This is a genomic window from Mycobacterium sp. 4D054 (assembly GCF_052245755.1).
Classification (GTDB): Bacteria; Actinomycetota; Actinomycetes; order Mycobacteriales; family Mycobacteriaceae; genus Mycobacterium.
In genome coordinates, this window is record NZ_JBQQCF010000010.1 from 113,283 (window position 1) to 133,354 (window position 20,072).

Annotated in this window: 23 protein-coding genes and 1 pseudogene; 9 read left to right on the forward strand and 15 right to left on the reverse strand. The window is 68.4% G+C overall.

The features are described 5' to 3' along the window. The 3 genes from ACTWP6_RS10230 to ACTWP6_RS10240 form a co-directional block, all read right to left on the reverse strand. Positions 1-1,923: a fumarate reductase/succinate dehydrogenase flavoprotein subunit gene (locus ACTWP6_RS10230; RefSeq protein ID WP_260756373.1), complete on the reverse strand. Its 1,923-nt coding sequence runs from the start codon at positions 1,921-1,923 to the stop codon at positions 1-3. 33 nt (positions 1,924-1,956) lie between these two features. Continuing rightward, positions 1,957-2,778, reverse strand: coding sequence for a hypothetical protein (locus ACTWP6_RS10235; protein WP_260756374.1), 822 nt, complete (start codon positions 2,776-2,778; stop codon positions 1,957-1,959). Between the two features lie 61 nt (positions 2,779-2,839). Continuing rightward, on the reverse strand, positions 2,840-3,145 hold the full coding sequence (locus ACTWP6_RS10240; protein ID WP_260756375.1) for a hypothetical protein: 306 nt from the start codon (positions 3,143-3,145) through the stop codon (positions 2,840-2,842). A gap of 103 nt (positions 3,146-3,248) precedes the next feature. Here ACTWP6_RS10240 and ACTWP6_RS10245 point away from each other — a divergent pair, with 103 nt between their 5' ends. Next, the gene (locus tag ACTWP6_RS10245) at positions 3,249-4,007 is read left to right on the forward strand and encodes an isocitrate lyase/PEP mutase family protein (protein ID WP_260756376.1); all 759 of its coding nucleotides are present in this window, start codon (positions 3,249-3,251) and stop codon (positions 4,005-4,007) included. 20 nt (positions 4,008-4,027) lie between these two features. Here the strand turns inward: ACTWP6_RS10245 and ACTWP6_RS10250 are convergent, their stop codons facing one another. Continuing rightward, complete coding sequence (locus ACTWP6_RS10250) at positions 4,028-4,459, reverse strand: hypothetical protein (RefSeq protein WP_260756377.1); 432 nt, start codon at positions 4,457-4,459, stop codon at positions 4,028-4,030. A 142-nt stretch (positions 4,460-4,601) separates the two neighbouring features. On the opposite strand from ACTWP6_RS10250, the gene nirB reads away from it, so the two are divergent. The 3 genes from nirB to fdxA all read left to right on the forward strand — a co-directional run bounded on the left by nirB (position 4,602) and on the right by fdxA (position 8,010). Further along, the gene (nirB, locus tag ACTWP6_RS10255) at positions 4,602-7,160 is read left to right on the forward strand and encodes a nitrite reductase large subunit NirB (protein WP_260756378.1); all 2,559 of its coding nucleotides are present in this window, start codon (positions 4,602-4,604) and stop codon (positions 7,158-7,160) included. 7 nt (positions 7,161-7,167) lie between these two features. Further along, positions 7,168-7,515, forward strand: a complete 348-nt coding sequence (nirD, locus tag ACTWP6_RS10260) for a nitrite reductase small subunit NirD (RefSeq protein WP_260756379.1) — start codon at positions 7,168-7,170, stop codon at positions 7,513-7,515. Between the two features lie 141 nt (positions 7,516-7,656). Then, positions 7,657-8,010: a ferredoxin gene (gene fdxA, locus ACTWP6_RS10265; RefSeq protein WP_443187559.1), complete on the forward strand. Its 354-nt coding sequence runs from the start codon at positions 7,657-7,659 to the stop codon at positions 8,008-8,010. A gap of 3 nt (positions 8,011-8,013) precedes the next feature. Here the strand turns inward: fdxA and ACTWP6_RS10270 are convergent, their stop codons facing one another. The 9 genes from ACTWP6_RS10270 to ACTWP6_RS10310 all read right to left on the reverse strand — a co-directional run bounded on the left by ACTWP6_RS10270 (position 8,014) and on the right by ACTWP6_RS10310 (position 15,255). Further along, positions 8,014-8,721 (reverse strand): sirohydrochlorin chelatase, encoded by a 708-nt coding sequence (locus ACTWP6_RS10270; RefSeq protein WP_260756382.1) that lies wholly within the window; start codon positions 8,719-8,721, stop codon positions 8,014-8,016. Continuing rightward, positions 8,718-9,860: a uroporphyrinogen-III synthase gene (locus ACTWP6_RS10275; RefSeq protein WP_260756383.1), complete on the reverse strand. Its 1,143-nt coding sequence runs from the start codon at positions 9,858-9,860 to the stop codon at positions 8,718-8,720. Before ACTWP6_RS10275 ends, ACTWP6_RS10270 begins: the two co-directional genes overlap by 4 nt. Positions 9,861-9,975: 115 nt before the next feature. Continuing rightward, positions 9,976-10,518, reverse strand: coding sequence for a GNAT family N-acetyltransferase (locus tag ACTWP6_RS10280; protein ID WP_260756384.1), 543 nt, complete (start codon positions 10,516-10,518; stop codon positions 9,976-9,978). 75 nt (positions 10,519-10,593) lie between these two features. Beyond that, positions 10,594-11,496, reverse strand: coding sequence for a 5-oxoprolinase/urea amidolyase family protein (locus ACTWP6_RS10285; protein WP_443187560.1), 903 nt, complete (start codon positions 11,494-11,496; stop codon positions 10,594-10,596). Further along, entirely contained in the window at positions 11,493-12,263 is a 771-nt protein-coding gene (locus ACTWP6_RS10290; RefSeq protein ID WP_443187561.1) for a 5-oxoprolinase subunit B family protein, read from the reverse strand. Before ACTWP6_RS10290 ends, ACTWP6_RS10285 begins: the two co-directional genes overlap by 4 nt. 171 nt (positions 12,264-12,434) lie before the next feature. Beyond that, a complete protein-coding gene (locus ACTWP6_RS10295) occupies positions 12,435-13,121 on the reverse strand; it encodes a queuosine precursor transporter (protein WP_443187562.1) in 687 nt (228 codons plus the stop codon). A gap of 14 nt (positions 13,122-13,135) precedes the next feature. After that, entirely contained in the window at positions 13,136-14,062 is a 927-nt protein-coding gene (locus ACTWP6_RS10300) for an ABC transporter substrate-binding protein (RefSeq protein ID WP_443187586.1), read from the reverse strand. 53 nt (positions 14,063-14,115) lie between these two features. Next, complete coding sequence (locus tag ACTWP6_RS10305; protein WP_443187563.1) at positions 14,116-14,640, reverse strand: hypothetical protein; 525 nt, start codon at positions 14,638-14,640, stop codon at positions 14,116-14,118. Between the two features lie 51 nt (positions 14,641-14,691). Beyond that, a complete protein-coding gene (locus tag ACTWP6_RS10310) occupies positions 14,692-15,255 on the reverse strand; it encodes a LysE/ArgO family amino acid transporter (protein ID WP_443187587.1) in 564 nt (187 codons plus the stop codon). A 269-nt stretch (positions 15,256-15,524) separates the two neighbouring features. Here ACTWP6_RS10310 and ACTWP6_RS10315 point away from each other — a divergent pair. Together ACTWP6_RS10315 and ACTWP6_RS10320 are read left to right on the forward strand one after the other, a co-directional pair. Further along, positions 15,525-15,912 (forward strand): annotated as a pseudogene (locus ACTWP6_RS10315) (phage holin family protein). Then, the gene (locus ACTWP6_RS10320) at positions 15,896-16,192 is read left to right on the forward strand and encodes a DUF3618 domain-containing protein (RefSeq protein ID WP_443187564.1); all 297 of its coding nucleotides are present in this window, start codon (positions 15,896-15,898) and stop codon (positions 16,190-16,192) included. Before ACTWP6_RS10315 ends, ACTWP6_RS10320 begins: the two are co-directional and overlap by 17 nt. A 35-nt stretch (positions 16,193-16,227) precedes the next feature. Here ACTWP6_RS10320 and ACTWP6_RS10325 read toward each other — a convergent pair whose 3' ends face one another. Beyond that, complete coding sequence (locus tag ACTWP6_RS10325; RefSeq protein WP_443187565.1) at positions 16,228-16,368, reverse strand: hypothetical protein; 141 nt, start codon at positions 16,366-16,368, stop codon at positions 16,228-16,230. A gap of 304 nt (positions 16,369-16,672) precedes the next feature. Here ACTWP6_RS10325 and ACTWP6_RS10330 point away from each other — a divergent pair, with 304 nt between their 5' ends. From ACTWP6_RS10330 to ACTWP6_RS10340, 3 genes are all read left to right on the forward strand, one after another. Further along, complete coding sequence (locus ACTWP6_RS10330) at positions 16,673-17,476, forward strand: helix-turn-helix transcriptional regulator (protein ID WP_443187566.1); 804 nt, start codon at positions 16,673-16,675, stop codon at positions 17,474-17,476. 27 nt (positions 17,477-17,503) lie between these two features. After that, positions 17,504-18,313 carry a DUF5718 family protein gene (locus tag ACTWP6_RS10335; RefSeq protein WP_443187567.1) on the forward strand — a complete coding sequence of 270 codons (810 nt, stop codon included), beginning with the start codon at positions 17,504-17,506 and terminating at the stop codon, positions 18,311-18,313. A 103-nt stretch (positions 18,314-18,416) separates the two neighbouring features. Continuing rightward, positions 18,417-19,457, forward strand: a complete 1,041-nt coding sequence (locus tag ACTWP6_RS10340) for an NAD-dependent epimerase/dehydratase family protein (RefSeq protein WP_443187588.1) — start codon at positions 18,417-18,419, stop codon at positions 19,455-19,457. Here ACTWP6_RS10340 and ACTWP6_RS10345 read toward each other — a convergent pair. After that, on the reverse strand, positions 19,364-20,044 hold the full coding sequence (locus ACTWP6_RS10345; protein WP_443187568.1) for a helix-turn-helix domain-containing protein: 681 nt from the start codon (positions 20,042-20,044) through the stop codon (positions 19,364-19,366). The two genes, ACTWP6_RS10340 and ACTWP6_RS10345, sit on opposite strands and share 94 nt — an antisense overlap. Positions 20,045-20,072: the final 28 nt, after the last annotated feature.

Here is a 20,072-nt window from a genome sequence, read left to right on the forward strand (position 1 = left end):
TCAGCCCTTCCGTTGCGGGTACTCGGCCAATTCTTCGGGGGTGAAGTACTTTTCCAGCTCCGAAAGCTCGAACGTGGCGAGCAGATCCGGCCGCATCGGCGGCTGCAGCTCGACCTCGACCGAGATGTCCGGGATCACCGGGTCACCAGGCTCGTCCCCGCCGCCGACGGTCTTGCAGACCAGCAGCTTTCTACGCCAGTTCGGGTCCATCTGCGGGAAGTCGTCGCGGGTGTGCCCACCTCGGCTCTCGGTGCGCTGCAGCGCCGCCTTGGCCACGCACTCACTGACCAGCAGCATGTTGCGCATGTCGATGGCCAGATGCCAGCCCGGGTTGAAGATGCGGCCACCCTCGACGACCACGTTCTGGTAGCGCTTCTTCAACTCGGCGATCCTTACCAGCGCCTCTTCGAGTTCGTTCTGCTTGCGGATGATGCCGGCCAGGTCGTTCATCGACTCCTGGAGTTCGGCGTGCAGCGTGTAGGGGTTCTCGGCGTTGTCCTTGGGTTCGAACGGCGACAGCGCGAGCTTCTCGGCCCGCTCCAGCGCCGCATCCGAGACCGTCGGCCGGTTGTCCAGCGCCCGGACGTAGTCGGCGGCCCCGAGTCCGGCACGGCGGCCGAACACCAGCAGGTCCGACAACGAGTTGCCGCCGAGTCGGTTGGAGCCGTGCATGCCGCCGGAGCACTCGCCCGCGGCGAACAGCCCCGGCGTGGCGGCGCCGGCGCTGTCCGGGTCGACCTCGATACCGCCCATCACGTAGTGACAGGTCGGGCCGACTTCCATCTCGTCCTTGGTGATGTCGACCTCGGCCAGCTCGATGAACTGGTGGTACATCGACGGCAGCCGACGCTTGATCTCCTCGGCGGGCATGCGCGACGCGATGTCGAGGTACACACCGCCGTGCGGGGTTCCGCGGCCCGCCTTCACCTCTTCGTTGATCGCACGGGCCACCTCGTCGCGCGGCAGCAGATCAGGGGTGCGCCGCGCGGAGTCGTTGTCCTTGAGCCACTGGTCGGCTTCTTCTTCGGTCTCGGCGTACTGACCCTTGAACACGTCCGGGATGTAGTCGAACATGAAGCGCTTGCCCTCGGAGTTCTTCAGAACCCCGCCGTCGCCGCGCACACCTTCGGTGACGAGGATGCCCTTCACCGACAGTGGCCAGACCATGCCGGTGGGATGGAACTGGATGAACTCCATGTTGATCAGCCCCGAGCCGGCGCGCAGCGCCAGTGCGTGCCCGTCGCCGGTGTATTCCCAGGAGTTCGACGACACCTTGTACGACTTGCCGATGCCACCGGTGGCCAGCACGATCGCCGGAGCCTCGAACAGCACGAACTTGCCGGTCTCGCGGTAGTAACCGAACGCGCCGGCCACGCGGTCGCCGTCTTTGATGATCTCCGTGATCGAGGCTTCGTGGAACACCCGGATCCTGGCGTCATAGTCGCCCAGCTCGCGCTTGTCCTCCTGCTGCAGCGACACGATCTTCTGCTGCAGCGTGCGGATGATCTCCAGGCCTGTGCGGTCACCGACGTGGGCCAGCCGCGGGTAGGTGTGCCCGCCGAAGTTGCGCTGGCTGATCCGGCCGTCCTTGGTGCGGTCGAACAGCGCACCGTAGGTTTCCAGCTCCCAGACCCGGTCGGGTGCTTCCTGAGCGTGCAGTTCGGCCATGCGCCAGTTGTTGAGGAACTTGCCGCCGCGCATCGTGTCACCGAAGTGCACCTGCCAGCTGTCCTTGGTGTTGACGTTACGCATGGCGGCCGCGCAGCCACCTTCGGCCATCACGGTGTGGGCCTTGCCGAACAGCGACTTGGTCACCACGGCGACGCGTAGACCCCGCTCCCTTGCCTCGATCACCGCGCGCAGCCCGGCGCCGCCGGCCCCGATCACGACGACGTCGTACTCGTGCCGTTCCAGGTCACCCATTCACAATCCTCACTGTGTTTCCGAATTAAGTTGTCAGCCGATGAATCTGGGGTCGGGGAACCATCCCGCGGAGACGGCCATGACGTAGAAGTCCGTGAACATCAGCGTGCCCAGCGTGATCCACGCGTACGTCTTGTGCCGGACGTTGAGCCTGCTGATCTGCGTCCACATCCAGTACCGCACCGGATGTTTGGAGAAGTGCTTGAGACGGCCGCCCGCGATGTGCCGGCAGGAGTGGCACGACAACGTGTAGGTCCAGAGCAGAATCACGTTGATCAGCAGCACGAGGTTGCCCAGACCGAAACCGAAACCGCCGCCGGGCTTGTGGAACGCGATGATCGCGTCGTAGGTGTTGATCACCGAGATGATCGCGGCGATGTAGAAGAAGTAGCGGTGGGTGTTCTGGATGATCAGGGGCATGCGCGTTTCGCCGGTGTACTTGGCATGCGGCTCGGCCACCGCGCACGCCGTCGGCGACTGCCACACCGACCGGTAGTAGGCGCCGCGGTAGTAGTAACACGTGAGCCGGAACAGCAGCAGGAACGGCAGGGACAGCGCCGCGTACGGCAGGATCGGCCAGTCGGGCAGGAACTGGCCGAAGTGGCTGGCCTCCGGGATGCAGCCGGTCGACACACACGGCGAGTAGAACGGCGTGAGGTATCCGTACTCCTCGACGTAGTACCACCTCTGCATGAACGCCCGCACCGTCGCGTAGATGATGAACGCGGCGAAGCCCAGGTTCACGATCAGCGGCGACATCCACCACCGGTCGGTCCGAAGCGTGCGCTGCGGAATCTGGGCACGGCCAGGCGAGAAGACGCCGGTCGCTCTGCGGTCGGCGGTGGGTGCGCTCACGGTTACCTTTCGATGAAGTTGTGTCCCGACGCGCGTGCCGCCCGAAGGCGGCACGCGAGGCTCAGTGGGTTCCGCCGAGGCCCTCGTCGTCGACACCACGCCAGAAATCGGTGTCGTACTGCGTGTCCGGGATCGGGATCCGCTCGGCGACGTGATGGTGCCGGCTGACCCCGCGGGCGAGTTCCAGTTCCTCGGCGTCGATGTCCAACCGGTCGATGTCGTTGAGAATGCGCTCGGCGTCATTGACAATGCGACGGGTGGCTGGGCTGTCCCCGTATCGCGAAGCCAGCGACGTGACGCAACGCCGGAGGCTCCCGATCAGATCGTGGAGCTGGGCGAGTTCGGTGGTGGTGCTGGTGGTGGACAAGCGACCTCCTTGGGCTGAAGGGTGTCATGGATCACAGTACGCAACCGATGCTAGCTAAATCACCGATGCAAAGCGTGAGACAGATCACTAATGAGGAGAAGTCGTGACCGTTGACGAGTTGAAGACCCGGGCGGATGCGTTGCTCGCGCTGCATCAGCCGGGCAACCCGGTGGTGCTGCCGACGGTGTGGGACGCCTGGTCGGCGCGGCTGGCCACCGGCGCCGGCTTCGCGGCGCTGACCGTGGGCAGCCATCCGGTCGCCGATTCGGTCGGCAAGGCCGACAACGAGGGCATGACGTTCGACGACCTGCTGACCCGGGTCGCGCAGATCACCGCCGCGGTCGACGTCCCGGTGTCGGTCGACATCGAGTCCGGCTACGCCGAGGAGCCGGCCCGGCTGATCGACGGGCTGCTGTCGGTCGGAGCGGTGGGGCTGAACATCGAGGACACCGTGCACAGCGACGGCGGGCGGTTGCGGTCGTCGCGAGAGCACGCCGAACTGGTCGGGGCGCTGCGGGCGGCCGCGGACGCCGCCGGGGTGCGTGTCGTGGTGAATGCCCGCACCGACCTGTTCCTGCGCCAGGACGGCGACGAGTCCGACCGGGTGGACCGCGCGATCGCGCGGCTCACGGAGGCCGCCGCCGCGGGGGCCGACGTGCTGTACCCGGTCGGGGTGCATCCGCCGGAGGTGATGAGGCGGTTGACTTCGGAGCTGCCGCTGCCGGTGAACGCGATTGCGAGCCCGGATCGGTCCGACCCGGCGTCCTACGGGCCGCTGGGGGTGGCGCGGATCAGCTTCGGTCCGTTCTGGCAGGCGGCGCTGGCCGAGCGGTCCAAGGAGATCCTGGCCCGCTGGGTCTGATCGGGCGGCATCTGAAGTTCTTAAAAGAACTGGGCGGCAACGAAGCCCGCGACCAGCACGGCCGTGCCGCCGATCTCGCCGACGATCAGCGCGGCCATCGCCACCCGCACGGTGGTGTCGACGCGTTCGAATTGGTTGGTGGTGTCGCGCCGCATCCCGTGCATCACGTAGGTGGCTATCGCGAGCACGAAGAACGCGACCACCACCGCCGCCGAGGCCAGGTTGACCCACGTCGGCCAAGCGCTGAGTTCGACGAACACCGCCAGCAGCATCGTCGCGAACGCGTACAGCAGCGCCGCGCGGTGGGCGATGTCGACGTACGGGTGGGCCAGGTGGTCGGGGCTGGTGGCCATCTGCCGGTACTTCCAGATGCCCAGCACCAGTGCCCACAGGAAGATCAGCCCGGCGGCGAGCACGGTCAGAGCGGTGTCGACGGCCAGCGGGGTGGTCATGGAGACAGCACAGTACCGGCGGGGTCCTTGTGGGCCCCGGCGAACCGGCTCACAAGGTTCGCGGCGCCGACGTGAGCACCCCGTGACGGACGCTTCACACGAGGCGACACGGTGGCAATATCGGCTCCCTACCGTGGCCGTCATGAGCTCTACTTCGCACGTCGTGGTCGTCGGTCACGGCATGGTCGGCCACCGGTTCGTCGAGGCGCTGCGGTCGCGCGACACCGCGAACGCGTGGCGGGTGACCGTGCTGGCCGAGGAACTCGACGCGGCCTACGACCGGGTCGGGCTGACCGGCTACACAGAGCACTGGGAGCGTGCCCGGCTGGCGCTGCCGGGCAACGACTACTCCGGCGACGACCTCGTCGACGTCCGGCTGGGTCACCGGGTGACAGGAATCGACCGCACGGAAAGGACCGTCACCACCGCTGACGGCACCCGAGTCCACTACGACGCGCTGGTGCTGGCCACCGGTTCCTACGCGTTCGTGCCGCCGATCCCCGGACGCGATCTGCCGTCCTGCCACGTCTACCGGACCCTCGACGACCTCGACGCCATCTACGCCGACGCCGTGCGCACCCGCGAAAGCAACGGCGCGCCGGTCGGAGTCGTGATCGGCGGTGGCCTGTTGGGGCTGGAGGCAGCGAATGCGTTGCGCGGCTTCGGGTTACAGGCACACGTGGTGGAGCGCTCGTCGCGGCTGATGTCCCAGCAGCTCGACGAGGCCGGCGGGGCGCTGCTGGGCCGGATGATCGCCGACCTCGGCATCACCGTGCACACCGACGTGGGCACCGAGTCCATCAGGCCCGCGCAGCGCAACCGGCCGCTGCGGCGCAGTGAAGAGGACGATTCCGTGCGGGTGATGCTCAGCGACGGGACGGCCATCGACGCCCGCGTCGTGGTGTTCGCCGCCGGGGTCCGGCCGCGGGACGAGCTCGCGCGCGAGGCCGGCCTGGCGATCGCCGACCGCGGCGGCGTGCTGACCGACGTGACCTGTGCCACCAGCGATCCCGCGATCTACGCGATCGGCGAGGTGGCCGCGATCGAGGGCCGCTGCTACGGGTTGGTCGGGCCCGGGTACACCAGTGCCGAAGTGGTCGCCGACCGGCTGCTGGGCGGCGGGGCGGAGTTCCCCGAGGCCGACATGTCGACCAAGCTCAAACTGCTCGGTGTCGACGTCGCCAGCTTCGGCGATGCGATGGGCACCACGCCGGACTGCCTCGACGTGGTGGTCAACGACGCGGTGAACCAGACCTACGCCAAACTCGTGCTCTCCGACGACGCGAAAACCCTGCTCGGCGGCATCCTGGTCGGTGACGCCTCCTCCTACGGGCTGCTGCGGCCGATGGTGGGCGAACCCCTGCCCGGCGCGCCGCTGGCGCTGATCGCCCCGTCGGGGACCGACGGCGGCGGGCTCGGCGTCGGAGCCCTGCCCGACGGCGCCCAGATCTGTTCGTGCAACAACGTCACCAAGGGCGACCTCACGGAGGCGATCGCGTCCGGCTGCTGCGACGTGCCCGCGCTGAAGAAGTGCACACTGGCCGGCACCTCGTGCGGGTCGTGCGTACCGCTGCTCAAGCAGCTCCTCGAGGCCGAGGGCGTCGAGCAGTCGAAGTCGTTGTGCGAGCACTTCTCTCAATCGCGTGCCGAGATGTTCGAGCTCATCAGCGCCACCGAGATCCGCACCTTCTCGGGGCTGATCGAGAGGTTCGGCACCGGCAGGGGCTGCGACATCTGCAAACCCACGGTCGCGTCGATCCTGGCCTCGACCAGTTCGGACCACATCCTCGACGGCGAACAGGCCTCCCTGCAGGACTCGAACGACCATTTCCTGGCCAACATCCAGCGCAACGGCAGCTATTCAGTGGTGCCGCGGGTGCCCGGCGGTGACATCACCCCCGAACACCTGATCCTGATCGGGGAGATCGCAAGGGATTTCGGGTTGTACACCAAGATCACCGGCGGCCAGCGCATCGACATGTTCGGCGCGCGCGTCGACCAGCTGCCCGAGATCTGGCGCCGGCTCGTCGACGGGGGCATGGAATCCGGTCACGCCTATGGCAAATCGTTACGCACCGTGAAGAGCTGCGTCGGCAGCGACTGGTGCCGCTACGGCCAACAGGATTCGGTGCAGATGGCGATCAACCTGGAACTGCGCTACCGCGGGCTGCGCGCCCCGCACAAGATCAAGATGGGCGTGTCCGGGTGCGCGCGCGAATGCGCGGAGGCCCGCGGCAAGGACGTCGGCGTCATCGCCACCGAGACCGGCTGGAACCTGTATGTCGGCGGCAACGGCGGAATGACACCGCGGCATGCCGAACTGCTGGCCGGCGACCTCGACGACGAGACGCTGATCCGCTACATCGACCGTTTCCTGATGTTCTACATCCGCACCGCGGATCGTCTGCAACGCACCGCACCCTGGGTCGAGGAGAAAGGTCTGGAGCATCTGCGCGAGGTGATCTGCGACGACTCGCTGGGTCTGGCCGCCGAGTTCGAGGATGCGATCGCCCGCCACGTCTCGGGTTACGCGTGCGAATGGAAAGGCGTGCTGGAGGATCCCGACAAGCTGGCGCGGTTCGTGTCGTTCGTCAACGCCCCCGACGTGCCTGACCCCACGGTCGCGTTCATAGAGAACGCCGGCCGCATGGTTCCGGCGCCGAGCACAACACACATTGGTATGCCGAAGGTGGGAAGGTAGCCCGAAGATGACTCTGCTCAACGATGTTCAGGTCTGGACCACGGCCTGCCGGTACGACTTCCTGATCCCGAACCGCGGCGTCGGTGTGCTGCTGCCCGGCGGCGCTCAAGCCGCGCTGTTCCGCCTGGACGACGGGACCCTGCACGCCATCGGCAACATCGACCCGTTCTGCGGCGCGGCGGTGATGTCGCGCGGCATCGTGGGCGACCGGGCGGGCCGGGCGGTGGTGCAGTCGCCGATCAAGAAGCAGGCGTTCGCGTTCGACGACGGCAGCTGCCTCGACGACCCCGACCACTGTCTGCCGGTATACGAGACGAGGATCACCCCCGACGGAGACGTCCAGATCGGCTCCTGATCCCGGCGTGCCTGTATCCCGCGAAATCGCATTCCACGCGGCCTTTTCGCGCTTTTGGCCGCGCAGATCGCAATCTCGTCGTGATCAAGTAGGGACTTTCGGCCCCTGTCCTGCCCGCGCCGGTTTTCTAACCTCGACGGCATGACCTACGTGATCGGTAGCGCGTGTGTGGACATCGTCGACAAGTCGTGCGTGCAGGAGTGCCCGGCCGACTGCATCTACGAGGGCGATCGCGCGATGTACATCAACCCGAACGAGTGCGTGGACTGCGGGGCGTGCCGCATCGCGTGCCGGGTCGATGCGATCTACTACGAGACCGACCTGCCCGACGAGGAGCTGGCGTTCCTGGAGGACAACGCCGCATTCTTCACCTCGACGCTGCCCGGCCGCGACGCGCCGCTCGGCGATCCGGGCGGTGCGTCGAAGCTGGGCCGGGTCGGGGCCGACACCCCGCTGGTGGCGGCGCTGCCGCCGTCGTCGACTCCGCACCCCTGACACTCATCGCCGAAATTGCGTTAAGGCAGGCGCGCACTCGGAGTCGAACCCTGCCCGCCGGAAACGGTTGGCGATCAACCGAGTGATGCCGGGATGGGTGCCCAGCGGATCGGTCACCACATCGGCCCCGCTCGCGCGGAGCCGGTCCTGAAACAACCCGTCGGACAACAGGTATGAGGCGACCGCCACCCGTCCGCCGGGCCGCCGCAGTGCGGTCACCGCGTCGGCGATCCGAGGTTCCCCGGTGGCAGCGAAGGCCAGTTCCACCCGCGTGCCGAGCGTGGCCGACAGCCACGTGGCGGTGGTGTGCAGATCGCGCATCGCCCGCCGGTCGGATGTGCCCGCCGCGGCCAGGATCACCGAATCATCGGTTCGCCAACCCGACTCGACAAGACGGTCGACCAGCACCCGGATCAGTGCGGGATCGGGCCCGAGCGCCCGGGTGACGACGACATCGCCGTGACCACTTGTCGCGATGTGAGCCGGGATGTCGACGCGGACGTGATAGCCGCTGGCGAGAAACGCGGGCACCAGCACGGTCGGCTCGCGCCGGAAGGTGCCGAGCACCTCGGCCGGCGTGGGGCCCAGCACGTCGACGAACGCCACGCGCACCGGGCGCTCCAGTGTCGCCGACACCTGCGCGGCAAGGTCGGCGATCAACGCGACCCCGCTCTGCTTGCGGGTGCCGTGCGCGACCAGGACCAGGTTCATGACGCGACCACCTCGTCGACCGGCAATCGGTAGCCGCGCTTGACCACCGTCGACACCATCTTCTTGTCTCCCAGCGCCGTTCGCAGGCGCAGCACGGCCGTCTCGACGGCGTGGGTGTCGGTGCTGCTGCCCGGCAGCGCGCGCAGCAGGTCGACTCGCGAGACCACCGCGCCCGGTCGCAGTGCCAGCGCCCGGATCGTCGCCATCGCCGCCGGCGAGAGCGCCTTGACCGCGCCGTCGACCAGCACGCAGGTGCCGCGGATCTCTAACAGGTGCCCGGCCACCCGCACGGTACGTGCCTGCAGCAGCGGCAGTTCGTCGGTGATGTGACGTGCCAACGCGCCCAACCGCATTCGCTCCGGCGCCGAGGTCGGCACCCCTAGCCGCACCAGCGGACGGGCGGTGACGGGGCCGACGCACATCGCGTGCACGCCGGTGCGCAGCGCCGAGAGCACCTCGGCCTCCAGGCCCATCTCGGTGGCGCGCAGCAACACCGACGCCACCGCGGGTGCCGAGGTGAAACTGACCGCGTCGAACTTCTGCTCCGCGATGCCGGCCACCAACTGGTCGAACTCACCGTTGCGCGGTGCCGGGTGCCAGCGGTACACGCGGATAGGCACCACTTCGGCACCCGCGGCGCGCAACTCGTCGAGGAACTCGGGGAAGGGGTCCCATTCGGCGGTCGCCCCGTGCAGCTGCACCGCGATGCGTGCGCCGGCGATGCCGCCCTCAAGCAGGTAGTGCAGCAGTTCGCGGGAGGATTCCGATTCCGGCGACCACTCCTCGGGCAGTCCCGCCGCGCGTAGGGCTCCCGTCGCCTTCGGTCCGCGCGACACGATGCGGGCGTTGCTCAACGCGGTGGTGAGCTCGGTGGCCATACCCCAGCCATCAGCGGCGGCGACCCAGCCGCGGAAGCCGATGCCGGTGGTCGCGATGACGATGTCGGGCGGGGTTTCGATCAGCGCGCGGGTGTGCTGACGCAATTCGTCGTCGTCGGGCAGCGGCACCATCTCGATCGCGGCGGCGCTCGTCACAGTCGCACCACGGCGCCGCAGCAGCGCGCTCAATTCGTCGGCGCGCCGCGCGGAGGTCACCGCAACCCGGAATCCGGTGAGCGGCGCCCAGTCCGGCTCACTCATGCCACCTGTCTATTCAGGCCGTGTTTCGGTGTGATTAACCGGCCGTTGCGCAGCCGTGTCACCCCCGCTCAGAGCGTGAAATTCCGTTCACCGCGGACCGGGTGCCCCTGTGAGGTCACCAGAGGTCGCCGTTGCGCCAGTCGCACGCGATCGGAGCGTCGGGATCCAGCACCATCGACGGTGGCAGGTCCCCCGGCAGCACGTACAACGCGCCGTCGTCCCCGGGTGTGCGGGCCGGGCCGTCCGGGGCCAGCACCGAGGTCGGGCCGCGCCACGGCAGCCAGCCGCGCACCGTGTACAAAGGCTTGCCGAGCGCGGTCGTGCTCAGCGCGCCCAGGTGGTAGGCACCGCGCACCACTTGCTCCACACCGTCCATCAGCGCGTGGCCCAGGCCCCTTCCGCGACGGTCCTCCCGGACGGCCAGGCCTTCGACGTAGCCGCACCGCAGTGCCCGGTCGCCGACGTAGAGGCGGCGCTGCACGACGGCCGCGTGCCCGATCACCTCGCCGCGTTGCGAGATCAGCGCATGCATACCGCCGAGCGCGTGCTCCCAGTCCTCGTCGGCGAAGTCGCCGTCGAACGCATCGATGACCATCCGGCGGGCGTCCTCGCGGGTCTCGTCGTCGAGATCGGAGGTATGGACCAGGCGTGCGCGCACACCTGTGGTTCTACCAGCGACGGCTCGGCCGGCGTCGCCTAATGGACGGCTCAGCCGTCGTGCCTAATGGACGGCTCAGCCGTCGTCGTCGAACGGGCGACGGGGCCGCGACCAGTGCAAGCGCACGGTCTGCCCGCCGCGTGCCTGCGCCACCTTGTCGATGTCCTCGTCGACGACCACGCCAATCACCGGGTAGCCGCCGGTGACGGGATGGTCGGGACCGAGGATGACCGGGAAGCCGTTGGGCGGGATCTGGATGGCGCCGCGGGTGGCGCCCTCGCTGGGCAGCTGCCGATCCGGCCACCGGTAGTCCAGCGGCATGCCGACCAGTCGCATGCCGACGCGGTCGCTGCGGTTGGTGACCTGCCAGTTGGTGCGGACGAGCACATCGGGGTCGACGAACCAGTCGTCGCGCGGACCCGGCACCACCCGCAGCTCGAGGACGTCGTCGGCGATCGCCGCGACCGGCGCCTGGTCGAGTTCGGGGAAGTCGTCGGTGTGCGCGCCGACGGTCAGCACGTCACCACGCTTCAGCGGCAGCGGGCCCACCGCCGCCATCACGTCGTAGCTGCGGGACCCGAGGACGGGCTCGACGTCGATGCCGCCGCGGACCGCCAGATACGAGCGCAACCCCGAACGGGGTGAGCCGAGCGAGATCACCTCGCCGTCGTGGGCGTAGTGAATGCTGTTGCTGCCGAAGGGAACTCCGTCGACGGCCGGGTCAGCGTCGGCACCGGTCACGGCGATAGCGACTCCTTCACCGTTGCCGCCGTGCACACGTGCGGTGAACCCGCCCATCGTGACCTCAACCGTCGCCCGGTCGTCGGGATTGGCGACCAGACGGTTGGCCAGCGTGTGTGCGCGCCGGTCGGCTGCACCGGAACGGGTCACGCCGAGGTGGGACAAGCCGGGACGGCCGAGGTCCTCGACGAGGGCGAGCGGCCCGGGTTGCAGGATCTCCAACGTCACGGTGCTCATGACGCCGCCTCCCTCACGTCCGCTTCACCTGTTTTGCTCCTCGCGTCCGCCTCACCTGTTTTGCTCCTCGCGTCCGCGGTGCTTGTTTTGCTCCTCACGTCCGCGGTCTGAAACCGGACCCACATTCCCGGCGTCAGCAGCGCCGGGTTCTCCCGGTCGGCGTCCCACAGCACCGCCGAGGTACGGCCGATCAACTGCCAGCCGCCGGGGGACTCGCGCGGGTAGATGCCGCTGAACTCGCCGGCCAGCCCGACCGAGCCGACCGGCACCCTGGTGCGCGGTTCGGCCCGGCGGGGCACCGCGAGCCGTTCGTCCCCACCGACCAGGTACGCGAAACCCGGCGCGAATCCGCTGAATCCGACGCGCCACAGCCGCCCGGTGTGCGCAGCGACAACCTCGTCACGGCTCAGCCCGGTCAGCCGGGCCACCTCGTCGAGATCCTCACCGTCGTAGACGACGTCGATGACGATGTCCGCGGTGTGCGGTGTCGTCGCCTCGGCCAGGGCCTGCTGAGTCGGCGTCACCTTGGACAACCGTTGACGGGTGGGGGCTTGGTAGCGGGGGCCGGCCAGCTTCACCAGCACGGTCCGCGCGGCGGGGACGATGTCCTCCACACCCGGCAGCCCGGCTGCCCGTACGGCCTCGGTCCATGCCAGAACCTCGGCGCTGCCGTCGAACTCGAGGAGCAGCGCCCGATCGCCGTAATCCAGAATTCTTCGCACGCCATCGTGGCGCACCGTGTGTATCGCATCCGCAGTGACGCTCATAACGCAACGTTACCGTCGAGTAGCTTCGAAAGCTCCCCCGCACCGAAGCTCTCTGAGCCTTGCCAGAGCGTCCTTACCGAAGGCTCAAGATCCACTCGCCGAACGCGCATTCCAGCAGGCTGCCACTCGAACTTCCGCTGCTGGAATGCAGTTTCGTCGACCGGAACCGGGTCAGGCTGGCACCGGCTGGTAGGTCGGCTCGCGGCGCTTGATGTACGCGATCACGCGATAGGTGACCGGCAGCAGCACCACCTCGACGGCCGTTTTGTACAGCCAGCCCTGGGCGGTGTAGGTGAGGAAGTCGCCGAACGTCGTGATACCGATGACGCTGGCCGCGATCGCGCAGAACACCACGGTGTCGCCGAGTTGCCCGATGAACGTCGACCCGACCAGCCGCGCCCACAGATGCTTCTCCTTGGTGCGTTCCTTGATCAGCACCAGCGACCACGCGTTGAGCGTCTGCCCGACGATGAACCCGGCCAGCCCGGCGATGATCAGCCCGGTGTAGGAGTGCGCGATGTTCTCGAAGTGCTCCTGATTCTCGTAGAAGTCTGCAGCGGGCAGATAGATGGTCACCCAGAGAGCAAGAGCGGCAAGGATGTTCATCGCGAAGCCGGTGTAGATGGCCCGTCGGGCCGCCTTGAAGCCGTACACCTCAGACAGCACGTCGCCGATCACGTAGGTCAGGGGGAACACGATGAAGCCGCCGTCGGTGATGATCGGCCCGAACTCCACGCCCTTGGTCGCGGTGAGGTTGGAGATGATCACCAGCGCGGTGAACACGGCGACGAGGACCGGATAGTAGGCGGAACCGACGCGCGCGAAGGAGACGTTCTGGTCGACGTTCGGGTCAGTCACCGACCCATTAGACCTCAGCTCAGCGCGGCGACCAGCATCGGCGGTAGCCGCTCAGCGACCACCGGATAGGACAGCGTCGACGCATATGCGATGGCGCCGGACAGCTCCTTGCCGGTGAACACGTGCCGCTGCCGCGCGGTCGCGTCGAGGCCCGCGATGGTTGGGTCCGCCAGCAGCGCTGCCTGTTCCTCGTCGCTCTCGGTGAGCCAGACCAGCACGTCGGCCTCGTCGAGCACGGCCGCGATCTGATCCCGGGCGATCGACGCACTCGGTGTCTCGATGACGGTCAAACCCATCTGGGTCAGGAACTCGTGCCGCCAGGGCGGGCCGCTGACCTGCACGCCGTCCCGAAACAGCGTCCCACCGAGCAGCAGTGCCCGCTTCCCGGCGAACTGCGGGTGGCCGTCCTTGACCGCGCTGAACGTCGCGTCGACATCGGCGATGAGCTTCTGCATGTCGTCGTGGCGGAACACCGCCTGCCCGATCGCGCCGGCGCGGTCGCGCCAGGGCTCGAAGAACGCCTCCGATCCGGACTGCGGGATGGTCGGTGCGATCTCCGACAGCCGGGTGTACGTGTCCTGATCCAGGCCGGCGTCGGTCGCGACGATCAGATCCGGTGCTAGCCCTGCGATCTGTTCCACCTGGATCCCGTCGGCGAGCGACAGCACGACCGGCTGTGCGCCGGCGAGCCGCGGCTGCGCCCACGGCCACACCGCGAACGGTTCGCCGCCGAACCAGTCGGTCACCGCGACCGGGACGACGCCCAGGGCCAGCAGGTCGTCCGCGTCGGTCAGGCCGGCGCTGACCACCCGGGTCGGCGGTTTCGGGATCTTCGTCTGACCGAACGCGTGCCGGACGGTCACCGAGCCGTCCGAAGCGACCGCGCCCGGCTCCTCCGAACCGCACGCGGTCAGCAACGCCGCCGCGCCGGCTGTCATCATCAGAAACCCGCGCCGGGACACCACCCGGCAACCTTAACTAGCCGACCTGGAAGTTACGGGACCTGCGCGGGCACCGGAACGGGTGGCCACACCGGCGGCGGCGCCGACGCCGGAGGCGGGGGCGAGCCGGGCGCGGCTACCGGAGGCGGCGGGGGAGTGCCGTACGGGGTGGGCGGCTGCCAGGTCGCCGGATCCAGGGAGCCGGGACCGACCGACTGGAAGAACTCGGCGGAGTTGCGCATGTTCCACAACTCGCGCAGAAAGTCGAGCTGGCCGGTGTTGCCGAAATTCGCGTTGGGCACCGGTGGAATGACCGGTGCACCCACCGGCGGCGGCGCGGGCGGCGGGACGTTGTCGCCGCCGGTCGGGACGCCGGGGGTGTAGGCGAAGACCGGCGCGGCTGCGCCGGGGGCGGGGGCACCGGGAACGGGTGCCGGCGCGGCCACGGCGGGCGGCGCCGGCGGCAGCGCCGGATCCACCGGTCCGGGCTGGGCGCCGGCCTGGGTTGCGGCAGCCAGCGCGGCGCCGCCGATGAGCGCGTTCATCGCCGCGATCTTGACTACCTGCACAACAGACACATCGACGAGGCTAACGCCTCGCGTTACATGGCGATACTTTTCGCGCGCCGCTCACCGCAGGACCAGCGTGACACCCAGGACGAACATGGTGAGCGCGATCGCGCCATCGAGCAACCGCCAGGTCTTCGGCGACGCGAACAGGTGGCGGAGCCGGGTCGCGCCGAACCCCAGCCCCGTGAACCAAACCGCGCTCGCGCTCACCGCGCCGATGCCGAACAGCCACTTGCTTTCCTGATGCTCGTTGGCCAGCGCGCCGAGCAGGATGACGGTGTCCAGATAGACGTGCGGGTTGAGGAAAGTCATCGCCAGGCAGGTGGCCAGCACCGCACCCAGCCGCGCGGGGGCGGCGTCGGCCGGGGTGAGCGCACCGGGCTTGAGGGCGCGCCGGGCGGCCAGCAGTCCGTAGCCGATCAGGAACGCGGCCCCGCCGAACCTGGTGACGGTGACGATGTCGGGATGCGCGGCGATCAACGCGCCGAAACCGGCGATGCCGGCAGCGATCAGCAGCAGGTCCGACACCGTGCAGATGGCCACGACCGGCAGCACGTGCTCACCGCGGATGCCCTGGCGCAGCACGAACGCGTTCTGCGCGCCGATCGCGGCGATAAGCGCCATGGTGGTGGCGAAGCCGCTGAGCACGACGAGGTAGGCGGGGTTCACCCGCCTCACGTTAGGGAGCGGGGGGTATGCAGTAAAGCTAATGATTCTTCATCGTCATTAGATTTACTGAATATCAGTGAAATGTTGCCACCGAGGTGCCTTGCGGCGGCGGCAACCCCGGTCTGTCGCGTTTCAGTGTCGACGCAACGGGCACCCGACGCTCAACGTCCACCGACGCGTGATGGAGGTGACTCGCGGTGACACATTCCAAGGCGGACCCCTCGATGGGGGAATTGGTCAGCCAACTCTCCCAGCAGACATCCCGGCTCGTTCGGGACGAGATGCGGCTGGCGCAAAAAGAGATGAAGGAATCCGCCAAGCACGCCGGCGTGGGTGCGGGCATGGTGGGTGCGGCGGCGAACAGAACCATTGCTGGCCATCCTGGGGCTGGTGACGCTGGTCGCCGCGGCAGTGGCGGCACTGGCGCTGGTGCTGCCGGTCTGGTTGTCGGCGGTCATCGTCGCAGTGGTTCTGTTCGCCGCCGCCGGGATCGCGGCGCTGGTCAGCAAAAAGCAGGCCGAACAGGTCCCGCCCCCGGCCGCGGAGACTCTCGACAGCGTCAAGACCGACATCGACGAGATCAAGGATGCCCGCCATGGCAACAGGACCTGACCCGCGGCCCGAGCCGGGCCCTGACGCCGACATCGGTGAACTCCAGGCCGACATCGAGCAGACGCGCGCCGAACTGGGCGAGACCGTCGGGGCGCTGTCGGACAAACTCGACGTCAAAGGGCGGGCTCAGCAGGCGGTCGCCGAGGCCAAGGAGTCGGTCACCCAGCGCGGGCACGACGTGGCCCACCGGGCGAAATCACGCCCTGCTGTCCCCGTCGGGGTTCTGGTCGCGGTGCTGGCCGGCATCGGTCTGGTGATCTGGCGCCGCCGTCGCCGCTGACGCTGACCGCGTCGGCGGCCCGCCACACACCGACGTCACTCCTTGTCGTCGGGCTCGGTCAGCTCCGGCGCGATTTCCCGGGTCGCCATCCCGCCCTCTCGGCCGTGATCCTCCGGCCCCGGCCTTCCGCCCTGCGGTTCCTCGGTCTTCTTCTCCGACGCACTGTCACCCGTCATCTCCACTCCCTTCCTCTGCGTTCTCCAGTACCCACGTCCGCCGCAGCCCAGTCAGCGAGTTTGCTGGGGGTCGCAGAAACGGGTACCCGGGTGCGAAGATGGCAACGGCTGCCGGTCGATCGGCAGGCCCGTAGGGGTGGGAGAAGTTTGGTGAGCGAGGCGGTACTCGTCGACGCCGACGACATCGGCGCGGCAGAGGAGGCCTTGAGTGCGGCCTATTCGGCCATGCGGCTGGTGTCCGCTCCGGAGGTGCCGGGCGGCCGCACGCGGGTGTTTCGAACCAGCGTCGGAGCACTGACTGACCTTGGACGACGCGGAGTTCAACTTCCATGTGACCACCGACATGGATCCCTCGGACGGCGTGATGCTGTGCCGGGTGCGCTCTGGTCTGCTGGGCGGCAGCCTGCCCGGTCGGCCCGTCGAGCGCTACGGCGCCGGCAGCGTGGTCGCGTTCGGTGGCCGCTGCGGTGAACGCATCTGCGGCGACATCGACCGCGCTCGCTACGACGTCATCGTGCTGGACCGCGACCTGCTGGGACATGTGGCCGCCGGAACCACCGACGGCCACGCCGCGCCGGTGGACCTGACCTCGATGAGGCCGCTCTCGGAAGAGGCGAACCGCCACATCGCCGACGTGATGGCGCACCTGAGGCTCGAGGTCGGTGCCAACGCGCACGCGGTGGCACAACCGCTGGTGACCGGGCCGCTGCTGCGCTATCTGGCCGGTTGCGTGCTGGCCGCCTTCCCGAACACCGCGGCCCCCGCGCCCCGCGCCGACGGCGCCGGTCCGCAGGCGCTGGAGCGGGCGCTGGCCTTCATCGACGACCACGCCGACACCGACATCTCGCTGGCCGACATCGCCGCCGCCGCCCGGGTGACCCCGCAGTCGGTGCACGCGCTGTTCGCTGCGCACATGAACTGCACCCCCCGGGCCTACCTGCGCAAGGTGCGACTGCATTGCGCCCACCGCGACCTCGTGGCCAACAATCCCGGCACCGCCACCGTGGCCGACATCGCGGCGCGGTGGGGGTTCGGTGTGGTTGAGGCGTTCACCGTGTACTACCGGAGCCGCTACGGCGTCTGTCCGGAAACCACGCTCGCGGCCTGACATTCGCCGGCGCGTACGCTGCTGGGCGTGATCGATATCCCGCTGAGCGAGATGCGCAACTGGTTCGGTTTCGGGGTCGCGGGCAACTTCGCGGGCCACCTCGAGCAGGCGGGCGAGGCCGCCGATTTCGTGAACGTCACCAGTGAGGGCGCTGCCCCGAAGGGGATCTTCCCGTGGTACGCCCCGGGTTCCGACACGTTTCTCGGCGAGTTCCCGCTGTCCAACGACGAGATCGTGCTGCCGGGCGACAGCCCGGAGTTCTCGGGCCCGCTGAACCTGCAGATCGAACCGGAGGTCGGACTGGCCTGCCGCGTGGTCTGGAACGGCGACACCGTCGCGACTCTCGAGCCGTTCGCGCTGGGGGCGTTCAACGACTGCTCGATCCGGCGGCCGGGGGCGCCGAAGATCAGCCACAAGAAGAACTGGGGTCCGTCGTCCAAGGGCGTCGCCGCGGAGTTCTTCGACATCAGCGACCTGACCCCGGACGGTCCGACAGCCACCCTGCGCCTGGTCTGCCACCTCAACAGTGACGGGCAGGAGCACGACTACGGCGTCGACAGTCCGCTGATCGGCTACTCGTACTACGGCGAGGTACTGCTCGACTGGATCGTGGAACGGCTGGCCAACCAGAAGGGCTCGCCGGACACCCCGCTCGAAGACGTCGGCGCGCTGATGGTCGCCAGCGGGCACCCCGAGCACGTTCTGATCGGTATCGGCGCCACACGCTACACCCCGCTGGGCGAGAACACCTACCTCAAGCAGGGCGACGAGGCCATCGTGCGGGTGTACGACACCTCGTCCGACGCCGCTTCCGAACTGCGGCAACGGGTGCGGTAACCCACCATTCGACCCGAACTGTCGCTGTTACCGTAGCCAGCTCCGTTATCGTGTCGCTGTGACCAGCGACGACGTGAATGTGGGGGACCAGCGGGCGCTGGTGATGGGAGCGAGCGGCAACGTCGGGGCGTGTGTGGTCCGCCATCTCGCCGCCGGCGGCGCCGACGTCCGGGTGCTGCTGCGGAAATCCAGTTCCACCAAGGGGATCGACGGTCTCGACGTTGAACGGATCTACGGTGATCCGTTCGATGGCGCGACGGCTGCCGCCGCGATGGCCGACCGCGACGTCGTCTACTACTGCATCGTCGACACCAGAGCCGAACTGCGGGACCCGGCCCCGCTGTTCGCGACCAACGTCGAGGGTCTGCGCGCGGTGCTCGAGGTCGCCGCCGTCGCGGATCTGAAGCGGTTCGTGTTCCTGAGCACGATCGGCACCATCGCCGTCGGGGTTCACGGCGAGACCGTCGACGAGGACACACCGTTCAACTGGGCCGACCGCGCCGGAAGCTACATCGAGTCCAGGCGCGCCGCCGAACAACTGGTGCTGTCCTACGCCGCGGATCGCGGGGTGCCCGCGGTCGTGGTGAACGTGTCGAATCCGTACGGACCGCCGGACTTTCAGCCGCGTCAGGGCATGTTCGTCCAACTCGCGGCGCTCGGCAAGCTTCCGTTCTACGTCCGGGGGGTGGGTTCTGAGGTGGTGGGCATCGACGACGCCGCCGACGCGATGCTGCGAGCCGCGGTGCGGGGCAGGGTCGGTGAGCGTTACATCGCTTCCGAACGCTTCATGACCCACCGGGAACTGCTCATCACCGCGGCCGACGCGGTGGGTGCTCGACGCCCCCGGATCGGCGTGCCGATGGCGGTCGTGTACGCCTTCGCCTACCTGTCCGACATGGTGGGATCGCTTCTGCGCGTGCAGGTTCCGATCAGCAGGCAGAGCGCCTTCCTGTTGGCCTTCACGTCACCGGCCAGCCATGCGAAGGCGACCCGCGAGTTGGGGTGGCGTCCCGGACCCACCGAACACTTCATCGCGCGGGCGGCCGAGAACTACGTCGAACGGCAGCGCGTGAGCGCTGAGAAGACCTCGTCGGGGGCCGGCGGGTCGGCCAGGATCGCCGGTAGCACGAACGTCCGCACGTAGCGCCGAGCGGTCTGCGGATCGTCGAGGCCCGGGATCACTCCGAGAAGCATGGTGAGCGCGGTCGTGATCAGGAACTGCCCGACGTCACCGGGCCGCAGGCCGGGGCGGAGAATCCCATCACCGCTTCCCATCTCGGCCACGAGGTGCTCGACCAGTTCGGGGAGTTGCGCCGCGGTGGCCACCAGGTGCGCGACGGTGCCGTCGTCGGTCTGCTCGGACAGCGTCTGCAACAGCGGGTCATGGATCAACTCGGTCGCCACGATCACCAGCCCCTCGACCAAAAGCTCTGTCATGGAGGCATTCTCGGGAAGCCGGTGAACGATCTCGCGCTGGTGTTTGCGCGTTTTGCGTGCCACCAGCGCCTCGAGGAGATGTTGCCGGTTCGGGAAGTGCCGGTACATTGCCGCGCGGGAGTAGCCCGCCTCCCGGGCAATGACCTCCATCGTCGAGGCCTGATATCCGCGGCGCAGAATCGAGCGCTCTGCGGCGTCCATCAGCACCGCCCGGGCCTGCTCCGAGGTGTTACCGCCGCCGACCGGCCGGCCGCGCGGACGGCCGGTCGGCGCCTGCGCATCGAGTTCAACCATTGCGTGCCCAGTATGCCCGCTCTTGTGC